The following is a 13,494-nucleotide window of genomic DNA, read 5'->3' as shown; positions in this document are numbered from 1 at the left end:
CGCGCCGGGCTTTCATGTTTTCCTGGGAGGAAAATCAATCGACTGCGAAGACCAGCGGCTTGGCCTGGCGGATCGCCGCATTGGCGGTCAGCTTGGCAAGGACTTCGTCGTTCAGCGGTCCATCGACGTAAAGCAGCGCGATCGCATCGCCGCCCTGCTTGTCACGGCCGAGCTGGAAGTTGGCGATGTTCACGCCAGCCGAGCCGAGCGTCGTGCCGATGAAGCCGATCATGCCGGGGACGTCGGTGTTGGTAATATAGACCATGTGCGAGCCGACATCGGCGTCGAGGTTGATACCCTTGATCTGGATGAAGCGCGGCTTGCCGTCCGAGAACACGGTACCGGCGATCGAGCGGGTCATCGTGTCGGTCTTGACCGTCAGCTTGATGTAGCCGTCGTAGACGCCGGTCTTGTCGCGCTTGACCTCGGAGAGCACGATGCCCTTTTCCTTGATCATCACCGGTGCCGAAACCATGTTGACGTCGGCCACCTGGCTGCGGATCAGACCGGCAAGCGTTGCCGAGGTCAGCGCGCGGGTGTTCATGCCAGCGGTGACGCCGTCATAGAGGATCTCGATTTCCTTGATCGGCTCGTCTGTGACCTGACCGACGAAGGCGCCGAGAACATCGGCAAGCTTGATGAACGGCTTCAGAAGCGGCGCTTCCTCGGCAGTGATCGACGGCATGTTGATGGCGTTGGAAACCGCACCCTTGACGAGATAATCCGACATCTGCTCGGCAACCTGCAGGGCAACGTTTTCCTGGGCTTCCGTGGTCGATGCGCCCAGATGCGGCGTGCAGACAACGTTCGGCAGGCCGAAGAGCGGGCTTTCCTTGGCAGGTTCGACTTCGAAGACGTCGAAGCCAGCGCCGGCGACATGGCCGGACTTGATGGCTTCGGCGAGTGCGGCTTCATCGACCAGACCGCCGCGGGCGCAGTTGATGATACGAACGCCGGGCTTCGTCTTGGCAAGGTTGTCCTTGCCGAGAATGCCGCGGGTCTTGTCGGTCATCGGCACGTGCAGGGTGATGAAGTCGGCCTGAGCCAGCAGCTCGTCGAGCTCGACCTTGGTAACGCCCATTTCCTGGGCGCGTTCGGCCGACAGGAAGGGATCGTAGGCCAGGACATGCATGCCGAGGCCGATCGCCTTCTTGCAGACGATGCCGCCGATATTGCCGGCGCCGATGACGCCGAGCGTCTTGCCGGTGATTTCGACACCCATGAACTTCGACTTTTCCCACTTGCCGGCCTGCGTCGAGGCATCGGCCTGTGGCAACTGGCGGGCAACGGCAAACATCAGCGCGATGGCGTGCTCGGCGGTGGTGATCGAGTTGCCGAACGGCGTGTTCATGACGATGATACCGCGGCGCGAGGCAGCCGGAATATCGACATTGTCGACGCCGATACCGGCGCGGCCGATGACCTTGAGGTTGGTCGCCGAAGCGATCAGCTTCTCGGTGGCCTTGGTGGCCGAGCGGATGGCAAGGCCATCATAGTTGCCGATGATCTCGGCGAGCTTGTCCTTGTCCTTGCCGAGCTGCGGCTGGAAATCGACTTCGACGCCGCGGTCGCGGAAAATCTGGACGGCGGTTTCCGACAGTTCGTCGGATACGAGAACGCGAGGTGCCATTGTGGGCTTCCTTCAAAAGTGTTCAGCGATGGATGAAATCAGGGATGCTGGGCTCCGCCATTCCGGCGGAGCCTTATGCGATCAACTCAGAACTCAGGCAGCAGCCTGGGAAAGCGTGGCCTTCTGCGTTTCGAACGCCCAGGATAGCCACGGCATCAGCTTCTGCATGTCGGAAGCTTCGATGGTGGCACCGGCCCATATGCGCAGACCCGACGGGGCGTCGCGGTAAGCGCCGATGTCATAGGCAACGCCTTCCTTCTCGAGGAGAGCGACGAGACCCTTGGCGAAATTTGCCTGGCCATCGGCATCGAGAGCGGTGACATCCTTATCGACGATCTTCAGGCAGATGGAGGTGTTGGAAGCCGTTTCGGCCTTGACGGCCAGGTTGGCGATCCAGTCGTTGGCAACGATGAAGTCGGCGATGACCTTGGTATTGGCATCGGCGCGCGCCATCAGCGCCTTCAGGCCGCCGAGCTTCTGGGCCCAGAGCAGCGCATCGATATAGTCCTCGACGCAGAGCATCGACGGCGTGTTAATGGTTTCGCCAGTGAAGATGCCCTCGATCAGCTTGCCGCCCGAGGTCATGCGGAAGATCTTCGGTAGCGGCCAGGCCGGTGCATAGGTCGTCAGGCGTTCGACAGCGCGCGGCGACAGGATGATGACGCCATGTGCGCCCTCGCCGCCGAGAACCTTTTGCCAGGAGAAGGTGACGACGTCGAGCTTGGCAAAGTCCATGTCCTGCGCAAAGGCAGAGGACGTCGCGTCGCAGATCGTCAGGCCCTTGCGGTCGGCAGGAATGAAATCGGCGTTGGGAACACGGACACCCGAGGTGGTGCCGTTCCAGGTGAAGACGACGTCGCGGTCGAAATCGATGGTCGAAAGATCCGGCAGCTCGCCATAACCGGCTTCGATCTTGCGGACGTCTTTCAGCTTCAGCTGCTTGACGACATCGGTGACCCAGCCAGCGCCGAAGCTTTCCCAGGCGACCATGTCGACGCCGCGCTCGCCGAGCAGCGACCAGAGCGCCATTTCGACGGCGCCGGTATCGGAGGCAGGAACGATGCCGATGCGGTAATCCGCCGGCACTTCCAGAATTTCACGGGTAAGATCGATGGCCTGCTTCAGCTTCGTCTTCCCGACTTTCGCGCGGTGCGAACGGCCAAGCGGCGCGTCGGAGAGAGCATCGAGCGACCAACCGGGGCGCTTCGAGCAAGGGCCAGAAGAGAAATGAGTGTTGTTCGGACGGACGTCCGGCTTTGCGGTGGCAGCGGCCATATGTATACCCTTCCAGGTAATTAGCCTCTCGTTGGGGAGAGGTGTCCCGCCGCCGTAAATACAGACCTCGCCCGTCATGGTCAACGGAGAAGTGTCGCACACTGGGGATTTTTTGACGCAGGTGCGACGCGAGGCCTGAAAAGCAAAAAGCCGCCCGAAGGCGGCTTTCGCAAGATCGATAGAGATCCGATTACTTGTAGACAGGCTGCTGCAGCGGAATTTCCGGCTGCGGCTCGTAAGCGACAGGCTGCTCGCAACCGCCGAAGAGGTAGCGCGCGCCGGCGCGGACTTCGTGGACGTTGAAGCCCTTGTCGCGGCCCGGGCCACCGTTTTCAGCATAGCCGAACATGTTGCCGCCATCGACATGCAGGAAGCGGTAACCGACATCAGCCTTGACGTTGCAGGTGACGTCGATCGATGTACCGGCCATCAGAGCGTAGCTGAAGCGCCAGTCGCCCTTGCCGTTATGCGTGACGGTATCGTCGCAACCAAAGCCGCTGCCGCTGGTGTCGCAAGACGTGTTGCGCAGATCTTTCCACTTAACGTAAGAACCACCGATACCGGCACCGACATAAGGCGTGAAGACGCCGTAGGTGCCAAGATCCACATAGGCATTTGCCATCAGCGTCCATGCCGTCAGGGAAGACAGATCGGTCGAAGAGCAGGTGACCTGGCAGGCACCGAAGGCAGAACCGCCGCCGGTCGTCGAGCCGTGGAAGTCGCTCTTGCCGAGATAGTCGAGGGTCAAGTCGGTACGCAGGTAGCTGTTGACCTGATAACCAACACCGCCGCCGACGGTGAAGCTATCGCGCAGGTCCGAGGTAGTGAAGTCCACCTCGTCAGCGGAGCTTCCGCCCTGGTAGAAGTTGGCACCGCGCAGATCATTGAAGCCATAGCCGACGTCGCCGCGCAGATACCAGCCGGTTGCTTCGGTAACAGTCACCTCAGGCGGCATTTCCGGAACCGGCTCGACAGGAGCGAGATCGGCTGCCAGTGCATTCGAGGTCATAAGCAGTGCGGCGAAGATGCCGGCCAAGCCTTTTTTCATGATCCACTCCAAAGAAGTTACATTGGCCGAGCGCGAGCCTGCCAATCTGATACGCTTTGTCTGGATAATGAACGGGAAACGTTAAAACCCGCTTAACTACGAATATTTACCGTGTTTGTTCATAGAGCGGACACCATAATTCTTGCCGCAACAAAAAACCGGCGCTTGTGGCGCCGGTTCAATGCAAGACATCGGGAGGATCTTACGCCGCGCTGCGGACGTTCGAGATCGTGCCGATCAGGTCGTTGACGATGCGCTCGATCTGGGCGCGGTCGTCGCCCTCGGCCATGACGCGGATCAGCGGCTCGGTGCCCGACGGGCGGATAACGAGGCGGCCGTTCTTCGACAGCTCGGCTTCGGCATCGGCAATCGCCTTCTGCACCTGGATATCTTCAAGCGGCTTGCCGCCGGAGATGCGCACATTGCGCAGCAGCTGCGGCACGGGCTCGAAGCGGCGGCAAATTTCGCTGACGGTCTTGCCGGTGCGCTTGACGGCAGCCAGGATCTGCAGCGCCGCCACGAGGCCATCACCCGTCGTGCCGTAGTCGGACATGACGATATGGCCGGATTGTTCGCCGCCGACGTTGAAATTGTTCTGGCGCATGTGCTCGACCACATAGCGGTCGCCGACCTTGGTGCGTGCCAGCGTCATGCCCTTGTCCTCAAGGAAGCGTTCCAGGCCAAGGTTCGACATCACGGTTGCGACAATGCCATTGCCGCGCAGCTGCTGGCTTTCGGCCCAGCTCTCGGCAATCACAGCCATGAGCTGGTCGCCATCGACGACGGCACCGTTCTCATCGACGATGATCACGCGGTCCGCGTCTCCATCGAGCGCGATGCCGATATCGGCCCGGACTTCATCGACCTTCTTCTGCAGGGCAACCGGGCTGGTCGAGCCGCAATTCAGGTTAATGTTGGTGCCATTCGGCTCGTTGCCGATGGTGACAACCTCGGCGCCGAGCTCCCAGAGCGCGGCCGGCGCAACCTTGTAGGCAGCGCCATTGGCGCAGTCGATCGCGATCCTCAGGCCCTGCAGCGTCACGTCGCGCGGCAGTGTACGCTTGGCATGTTCGATATAGCGGTCGTGGACGCCATCGACGCGCTTAGCGCGGCCGATATCGTCGGACTTGGCGAGCTGACTGGACAGGTCTCTTTCAAGAAGGTCCTCGATCTGCTGCTCGATATCATCGGAAAGCTTGTAGCCATCGGGGCCGAAAAGCTTGATGCCGTTGTCTTCGTAAGGATTGTGCGAGGCCGAGATCATCACGCCGATATCCGCGCGAAGCGAGCGCGTCAGCATGGCGACAGCAGGTGTCGGGATCGGGCCGAGAACGAAGGCATCGACGCCGGCAGCAGTAAAACCCGCAACCATCGCGTTTTCGAGCATATAGCCGGACAGGCGTGTGTCCTTGCCGATGACCACGCGGTGGCGGTGATTGCCGCGGCGGAAGATGGTACCGACCGCGATGCCGACCCGCATCGCCAGATCCGGCGTCATCGGGAAAATGTTCGACTGGCCGCGAATGCCGTCCGTGCCGAAGTAACGTCTCTTCATATGTACCCCTATGCTTCCGGCGCGCCAAGCAGACGGCGCCATGTGCCAAGCAAATCCTGGCCGCAAGAACGAATCAATTCGTTCGATGTCCCTAACGCGGCTTGCTCATAATAGCGGCATGCCACAAAACGCAGGCGCCATCACGTCAATTACCGCGAAAACCGATTATATCGCGTTACCGATACGAGAAGGCCGGATTTCCTGGGGAAACCCGGCCTCTCTTAAGCTTAGGCTTTCGTACTTTCGGTCAATGCGGCTGCGGCTCGAGGCCACCTTCCGTTTCATCGCCCTTCGATGCCGGGCGTGCGCCCGCCTTCGGAACAGCCGAACCGCGGCTCGGCGGTGAATCGTCGCCGAGATCGCGCGCCGGCTTTTCGCCGCGGATCAGGGCCTTGATCTCTTCACCGGTCAGCGTTTCGTACTCAAGCAGACCTTCGGCGATCGCAACGAACTCGTTGTGATTGTCCGTCAGGATCTGACGTGCCTCGGCATAGGCTTCCTCGATCAGACGGCGCACTTCGCTATCGATCTTCTGAGCCGTCGATTCCGAAACATTCTTCGACTGCGAAACCGAATGACCCAGGAACACTTCCTGCTGGTTCTCGCCGTAAGCGACCTGGCCAAGCACGTCGGAGAAGCCCCATTGGGTCACCATGGCACGGGCAAGCTTGGTGGCCTGCTCGATGTCGGAGGACGCACCGGAGGTGATGTTCTCTTTGCCGAAGGTCAGCTCTTCCGCGATACGGCCACCCATCATGATCGTCAGGCGCGAGACCATCCACTTGTAGCTCATCGAGTAGCGGTCGCCCTCGGGGAGCTGCATGACCATGCCGAGAGCACGGCCGCGCGGAATGATCGTCGCCTTGTGCAACGGATCGGCCACGGCAACCTTGAGCGCGGTGATGGCGTGACCGGCTTCGTGATAGGCAGTCAGCTTCTTCTCGGCTTCGGTCATGGCGGACGAGCGGCGCTCGGCACCCATCATGATCTTGTCCTTGGCGTCTTCGAACTCCGCCATGGTGACGACGCGCTTGTTGCGGCGAGCGGCCATCAGAGCAGCTTCGTTGACGAGGTTCATCAGATCGGCACCGGAGAAACCGGGCGTACCGCGGGCCAGAACCTTGAGATCGACATTCGGTGCCAGCGGCACGTTGCGGGCGTGAACCTTGAGGATACGCTCGCGGCCGACGATGTCAGGGTTCGGAACCACAACCTGGCGGTCGAAACGGCCCGGACGCAGGAGTGCGGGGTCGAGAACGTCAGGACGGTTGGTCGCGGCGATCAGGATGATGCCTTCGTTGGCTTCGAAGCCGTCCATCTCGACGAGGAGCTGGTTCAGCGTCTGCTCGCGTTCATCGTTACCGCCGCCGAGACCGGCGCCACGATGGCGGCCGACGGCGTCGATTTCGTCGATGAAGATGATGCAAGGCGCGTTCTTCTTGGCCTGTTCGAACATGTCGCGGACGCGGCTTGCGCCGACACCGACGAACATTTCAACGAAGTCGGAACCCGAGATCGTGAAGAACGGCACGTTGGCTTCGCCGGCAACGGAGCGCGCCAGCAGCGTCTTACCGGTACCCGGAGGACCGACGAGCAGCACGCCGCGCGGGATCTTGCCGCCGAGACGCTGGAACTTCTGCGGATCGCGCAGGAATTCGACGATTTCTTCGAGGTCCTGCTTGGCTTCATCGACACCGGCGACGTCTTCAAACGTCACGCGGCCATGCGCTTCGGTGAGAAGCTTGGCCTTGGATTTGCCGAAGCCCATCGCGCCGCGCGAGCCGCCCTGCATCTGCCGCATGAAGAACAGCCAGACGCCGAGGATCAGCAGCATCGGCAACAGCGTGCCGAGATAGCTCAGGAAGCCGGAAGAACCGTCGGTCTCCGGGCGGGCCGAAACCAGGACGTTCTTCTGCTGCAGGCGATCGAGCAGGTTGTCGTCGATCACAGGAGAATAGGTCTGGAAGGTGGTGCCATTTTCAACATAGCTGCCCGAGACACGGTTGCCCGTGACCACGACTTCCTTCACGCGGCCCGCATCAACCTCACGCAGGAACTGCGAGTAAGGGATTTCGCGCGAGCTGGTCTGTGCCGGCGTCGTCTGGAACATGCTGAAAAGAGCGATCAGCAGCAGAGCTATGATCGCCCACAAGGCGAAATTACGTAAGTTAGGGTTCATCGAACTCCCCAGCACTGGAACAGCCGCCTCATGGCGGCCGTCTTATTTGAACTCTAACATAGGGTTGCGCCGTGTCATTGCCAAGGCGATCCGATCCGTCAGATGGTTTTTCCGTCAATAAGACCTAAAGGTGGCCTTGGATAGGGGCGTGTTCCAAAAGCCGCCGCGAGGCGTTGGGCGAACTTGAAGTCGAATCGTGTCAAAAAGCGGTCGAATGGCGCGAAATACGGGATGACCTCCACGCCGGCGGAAAATGCTCCGGACACATTTGCGTCATCTCCAGCGAATACGGCCGGAGCCGCAGCCAGAGCGCGCTTGAGGGCTGATCGCGGCAGGCGATCGTCAACGCCGCATTGGTCTGGCTTGGCACCCTGCTTTTCGACACGGATTTCCAAGCCGGAATGGTTGGTGATCACAAACCGCCCGTCCCAGATGGCGGAGGCGCCGGGCGCAAGCGCGAGTGGCAAGATGCCGCGGTCCTCGCGCGTCAGGTAAAGACCGTCACGCCGCCTGTCGAAGACCACGCGGCCAGCCGTCACCCTCCCCGGCTCGCCGGTTCCGAGAAATGCGAGGACGCGTTCGAGCGACGAAGACGAGAGCGGAAACGCCTGCCCGCCGAAAACCGCTGCCAGACGGCCAAGCGCATAGCAAAAGGCCGGATCGCCAACTTCGATCCCCTCAGGCGAGACGCGCCCCAGGCCGGGTGCGGCGAGAGCGAAATGCCGGTCGAGCCAGTCTGCAGCACTCTCCGCAAGCGCCGCCCTCGTTTCCATGGAAGGCATGTCGAGACGGTCGGCGCATTGCGCAGCAAGGGCCGCGCGCGTTCGAACGCGCTCGTATTTCATGTCCTCGTTACTCGGATCATCCGACCAGCCGATATGGCTGGCGGTGAGCAGTGCGCGAATGCCGCTGCGGCTGCAAGCAAGCAGCGGCCGCGCGATCCACATTCTGCTATCGAACAGTACAGCGTCGGCAATCCCGGTCTCGGCCGCGGACGTGGCGCCACGGCTGGCGCGCATCGCCAGCGTCTCGACCTGATCGTCGAGCGTGTGGGCGGTGACAACAAGATTTGCGCCGAGTTGCCGCGCGGCGGCCGCGAGCAACTGATAGCGGGCCTCGCGCGCAGCGGCCATGATGCCGGTCTTCGGCTTCGGACCTGTCCAGCGGGAGATCAGGTGATCTATGGAAAGCGAATGGCAGAGAGCAGCGGCAGCGCGCGCTTCATCCGCAGAGCCAGCACGCAGATCGTGATCGACGGTGGCGGCGCAGAGCGAGAATTTCGATTGGGATTTGATCGCTTCGTTGAGGGCGACGAGAAGGCCGGTGGAATCGCTGCCCCCTGAAATCGCGACGAGAAAGCGCGTGGGCTCGGCAAGCGATTGGAGGAAGCGGCGGACCGCGGCCTTGGGCGGCAGGATGGCTTCCGGAGACAAACCGGAAACCCTTAGCAGGCGAGACGCTTCTGTTCGCTCGCGACCTTGCTTATGACGGCGCGCGATGCCTTCGGATAACGCTTCGAGACTTCCTTGAGCGTGGCGCAGGCCGTATCGGTGTTGTCGAGCGCAGCCAGCGACATGCCGAGCTTAAGCAGCATTTCCGGCGCCTTCTCAGATGAGCCGTATTTCTGATGCGCGTTCAGGAAGGTCTTGGCCGCTTCATTGAACTTGCCCTGCGAATAAAGCGCTTCGCCCAGCCAGAAATTTGCATCCGCCGCCCGGGCGCTGCCCGGATACTGCGCGATGTACTGGGTGAATTCCTGCTCCGCCGTGCCGTAATCGCCAGAGAGAACATGGCCGTAGGCAGCTTTGTACTGGTCGGCCTCGCTGCCGAGCGATGCCGTCTGCTGCGGCGAGGCGCCGGAGCCCGGAGGCGGAAGCGGCGCGGAGCCGACCTCGGCGCCCGGATTGACCGTGCCGCCGATCGGAGTGCCGTTCTGGTCGAAGTCCATCGAACCCAGCTGCTGCGGCGGCTGGCCAAGACCGCTGTTCGACGGCACGTCGTTGGAGGGAGCCGTTTCGGCTCCCTGCGGTGCTTCGATAATGGTCGCAACATCATCGCCGCCCTGCCCTTGAGAACCGGCTTGCGCCTGGTTCGTCGATGCGGGGGGAACGTCGGCTTCGCTCTTCTTGGTGCCCTTGGTGCTGCCGCCGGTCGAACCGCCGCCAGCGCCGCCGCCGCCCTTTTCAAGCTGCTGGAAACGGAACTCGTTGTCCTCCTGCGTCTTGCGCAGCGATTCCTGCATCTGCAGGATCTGATAGCTCATCTCTTCGATGCGGCCGTTCAGCTGGCGCAGCTGATCTTCCAGCTGCTGGACGCGCATTTCCGTGCCGCTGCTCTGCACGTTGACGACGGGAGGCTGCGCCTGCGTCTGCACCGGCTTGCCGCCAAGGTTCAGACCGAGAAACGAGGCGGAATACGCCGCTCGCTCGGTCCCCGTCACAGCCGCAAGGCAGAGCACCCCTGCCACGACATATTTCTTCATAGGTATCGTCCTGTCCCAGTGATTCTTCGCGCCCCGATGGCACGAACAGGAGATTTTGCCAATTGCTTTCAAAAAGCAACGGAGTCTGGCCAAAGTGTGTTCAAAAAGAAAAGGCGGCCCGCGAACGGACCGCCTTTCCAAAATGTAATGCGATTTCCGCAGATTACATGCCTGCTCCACCGAGAACGGTCACGGCGCGGCGGTTCTGCGACCAGCAGGAAATATCGTCGCAGACAGCAACCGGACGTTCCTTGCCGTAGGAGATCGTCTTCAGGCGCTGAGCCGGAACGCCGCGCGAAGCGAGGTAGTCCTTGGTGGCAGCCGCACGGCGGGCACCGAGAGCCAGGTTGTATTCGCGCGTGCCGCGTTCGTCGGCATGGCCTTCGACGGTGATCGCGTAGTTCGGGTAGCGGGCAAGCCACTGTGCCTGACGGTCGAGCGTCTGGGCAGCGTCTGCGCGGATCGACGTGGAGTCGGTGTCGAAGAAAATGCGGTCGCCGACGTTAACAGTGAAGTCCTGAGCCGAACCCGGCGTTGCTGCACCGACGCCAAGGCCGAGATCGCCAGCGCTGTTGGCCATGTTCTTCTTGTTGGCGCAGCCTGCGAGAGCGAGGCCAGCGACGAGTGCGATCATGACGGGGTTGCGGGCGAGGCTCTGCATGCGGCTCATTGCCGGGGTATGAATTCGGCTCATGGCCGGGTCTCCTTGCGACTTCATCAGGGTTGCCGGACTGTAACCGTACGAGGTTAATCGGCGCTCAAGAAGTATGGTTAATGATTTACTGATTTGTCCCTACATTGCCCATTTTCAGGACTTTGCGGCGACATGAAGGCGTATTCCAGGCCGTCCACTACTCCAGCAGCGGCGACCATGCCGGGTCGGAAGCGTAGTTCGGAGTCTTGATGAGCTGTTCGTTGTAGCCCGTCAGGTCGATCGAGTAGAGCTGCGGACCACCGGCACCGGCGGCCTGGCGGAAGAACATCAGCACGCGGCCGTTCGGCGCCCAGGTCGGGCCTTCGTTGTGGAAGCCCGTCGTCAGGATACGCTCGCCGGAGCCATCCGGCTTCATCACGCCGATCGAGAACTTGCCGCCCGACTGCTTGGTGAAGGCGATCAGATCGCCACGCGGAGACCAGACCGGCGTCGAGTAGTTGCCGTCGCCGAAGGAGATACGCGTCTGGCCGGAGCCATCGGCATTCATCACGTAGATCTGCTGGTGGCCGCCGCGGTCGCTTTCGAAGACGATGCGGCCGCCATCCGGCGCATAGGACGGGGACGTGTCGATCGCCGCCGTCGAGGTCAGGCGCGTCGTGGTGCGCGAACGCAGATCCATCGTGTAGATATTGGCGTTGCCTTCCTGCTGAAGGCTCATCACCACCTTCTGGCCATCAGGCGAGAAGCGCGGCGAGAAGGTCATGCCCGGGAAGTTGCCGACCACTTCGCGCTGTCCGGTTTCCAGCTGCAGCAGATAGACGCGCGGCTGCTGGTTGGCGAAGGACATGTAGGTGACTTCCTGCCGGTTCGGCGAGAAGCGCGGCGTCAGAACCAGGTCGCTGCCATCGGTCAGGGTGCGGACGTTGAAACCGTCCTGGTCCATGATCGCCAACTGGCGCTTGCGCTGCTGCTTGGTGCCGGATTCCGACACGAAGACGACGCGGGTGTCGAAATAGCCCTCTTCGCCGGTGATCTGCTTGTAGATCGCGTCAGCGATGATGTGGGCCACGCGGCGCCAGTTTTCCGGCTGCGTGTAGAACTGCTGGCCGGTCATCTGCTGGCCGGCGAACGTATCCCAGAGGCGGAACTCGGCGCGAAGGCGACCATCGGCCTCCTGCGTAACCCGGCCGGTCACCAGCGCCTGCGCATTGATGACCTTCCAGTCCTCGAAGCGCGGAGCAGCATCGGGGTTGGAGATCTTCTCGATGAAGGCATTCTTGTTGACGGGCGCGAAAAGGCCCGAGCGCTGCAGGTCGGCGGCGATCACCTGAGAAACCTGCGCGCCCATGTCGCCCTGCAGGAAGTCGGTGACGGCGATCGGCAGCGGCTGGACGTTACCCTTGTTGATGTTGATTTCGACGAGCGCGTTCGCAGGCGTCGTAAACGCACCCGCGGTGACGAGACCCGCCACCATCATCAAGGCGCGGAGAAGGGAAGACTTTCTCATATGACAGAGGCCTTTCAGCATTTAAATCCCTAGATCGCTGGGATCGAAGTTCACGACAACTTCGTTCCAGGCATCGTATTTATCTTTTGGAAGCGTGGAGAACGGCGCGGACTTCATGATCGCGCGATAGGCACCGCCGGCAAGCGCGCGGCGGGTCGAATCGTTGTCGCCGCCGGTTGCTTCGACTTCGGGCTGGCCGATGATGTTGCCGTCTTCGTCGAGCTTCATGTGCACCTTGATGCGCACGTCGCCCATGCCTTCCATGCCCGGAATGACATTCCAGTTGCCGGCGATCGCGCTCTTCAGCGCGTCCATCTCGCTCATCGACAGCTTCGAAGCACCCTGCGTCGCCTTCTTGGCGCCAAGCGAGGCTTCCTGTGTCGAGTGTTTCGTGCCGCCGGCCGAAGGATCGGTCTTGTTCAGGAGCGCAGAAATATCGTCGGCGTTGAAGTCGCTCTTCATCGACGATGCGGATTTCGCCACGTCGCGCTTCTGGTCGTCCTTCTTCTTGTCGGTCGGCTTTTCAGCCGTCTTCGGCTGGTCCTGGGGCTTTTCCGGCGGCTTCTCGGCCTGCTTTTCCTCAGGCGGCTTCACCTGTGGCTTGGCAACCGGGGTCGGGACCTTGTCCGGCAGCGCTTCAGCATCGGGCTTCGGCGCTTCTTCGGGCTTTGCTTCCTCGACCGGCTTTTCCTCCGGCTTCGGCGGGGTCGGCGCGACGTCAGGCTTGGTCTGCGGAATGGAAGCGACTTCCTTCGGCTGCTCGACCTCGGTCTCTTCCTTGTTGATTTCCTTCACTTCGTTCGGGATAGGATCGATCTTCTGCGCCGGCTTCTCGCTCGAATTGGCAGCCGCCGCATCCGTATTGCTCGGCTTGGCGTTCGGCACCGGCGGTGTCTTGAGATCAACCTTGTTGTCGCCGACATTCTCGCCCTGATCAGGGGTCGGCGGCCGCGTCGTCGGCTTCGGTGCCGACGTTTCCTTCATCGGCGCCTTCTTGTCGCCCTGCTGCATCTGGGTGATCGATTCGACCGGCACCAGATCGACTGGCATCGCTTCGAAATCATCAACCTTGAAATGCTCGGGCGAGCCGATGGTCACCAGCGCTGCAGCGAGCACCAGTCCATGCAGAACAGCAGATGTGACGACGCTGGTCTTCATCTTGC

General features: G+C 61.6%; 10 protein-coding genes. All 10 read right to left on the bottom strand.

What is annotated here, in order from left to right; genetic code table 11:
• Positions 1–34: 34 nt before the first annotated feature.
• The 10 genes from serA to AC1DJO_RS25845 all read right to left on the bottom strand — a co-directional run bounded on the left by serA (position 35) and on the right by AC1DJO_RS25845 (position 13,489).
• The gene (gene serA / locus AC1DJO_RS25890) at positions 35–1,630 is read right to left on the bottom strand and encodes a phosphoglycerate dehydrogenase (protein ID WP_112385423.1); all 1,596 of its coding nucleotides are present in this window, start codon (positions 1,628–1,630) and stop codon (positions 35–37) included.
• A gap of 93 nt (positions 1,631–1,723) precedes the next feature.
• Positions 1,724–2,905, bottom strand: coding sequence for a phosphoserine transaminase (locus AC1DJO_RS25885; protein ID WP_477949969.1), 1,182 nt, complete (start codon positions 2,903–2,905; stop codon positions 1,724–1,726).
• A 190-nt stretch (positions 2,906–3,095) separates the two neighbouring features.
• Entirely contained in the window at positions 3,096–3,953 is an 858-nt protein-coding gene (locus tag AC1DJO_RS25880; protein ID WP_477973640.1) for an outer membrane protein, read from the bottom strand.
• A gap of 202 nt (positions 3,954–4,155) precedes the next feature.
• Positions 4,156–5,508 carry a phosphoglucosamine mutase gene (glmM, locus tag AC1DJO_RS25875; RefSeq protein ID WP_112518006.1) on the bottom strand — a complete coding sequence of 451 codons (1,353 nt, stop codon included), beginning with the start codon at positions 5,506–5,508 and terminating at the stop codon, positions 4,156–4,158.
• 247 nt (positions 5,509–5,755) lie between these two features.
• Entirely contained in the window at positions 5,756–7,687 is a 1,932-nt protein-coding gene (ftsH, locus tag AC1DJO_RS25870; protein WP_112385427.1) for an ATP-dependent zinc metalloprotease FtsH, read from the bottom strand.
• A gap of 98 nt (positions 7,688–7,785) precedes the next feature.
• The gene (gene tilS / locus AC1DJO_RS25865; protein WP_477973638.1) at positions 7,786–9,120 is read right to left on the bottom strand and encodes a tRNA lysidine(34) synthetase TilS; all 1,335 of its coding nucleotides are present in this window, start codon (positions 9,118–9,120) and stop codon (positions 7,786–7,788) included.
• An 11-nt stretch (positions 9,121–9,131) separates the two neighbouring features.
• Positions 9,132–10,169, bottom strand: coding sequence for a tol-pal system protein YbgF (gene ybgF / locus AC1DJO_RS25860; RefSeq protein WP_477973636.1), 1,038 nt, complete (start codon positions 10,167–10,169; stop codon positions 9,132–9,134).
• Between the two features lie 163 nt (positions 10,170–10,332).
• Positions 10,333–10,863, bottom strand: a complete 531-nt coding sequence (gene pal, locus AC1DJO_RS25855) for a peptidoglycan-associated lipoprotein Pal (protein WP_477973634.1) — start codon at positions 10,861–10,863, stop codon at positions 10,333–10,335.
• A 157-nt stretch (positions 10,864–11,020) separates the two neighbouring features.
• Positions 11,021–12,331, bottom strand: a complete 1,311-nt coding sequence (tolB, locus tag AC1DJO_RS25850) for a Tol-Pal system beta propeller repeat protein TolB (RefSeq protein WP_112541091.1) — start codon at positions 12,329–12,331, stop codon at positions 11,021–11,023.
• Between the two features lie 21 nt (positions 12,332–12,352).
• Positions 12,353–13,489 (bottom strand): hypothetical protein, encoded by a 1,137-nt coding sequence (locus AC1DJO_RS25845; protein WP_112541090.1) that lies wholly within the window; start codon positions 13,487–13,489, stop codon positions 12,353–12,355.
• Between the last annotated feature and the right edge of the window lie 5 nt (positions 13,490–13,494).

It is taken from the genome of Rhizobium sp. 05N430 (genome assembly GCF_056396985.1).
The sequence above is the reverse complement of the archived record's forward strand: the minus strand, read 5'-3'. Positions and strand labels throughout refer to the sequence as shown.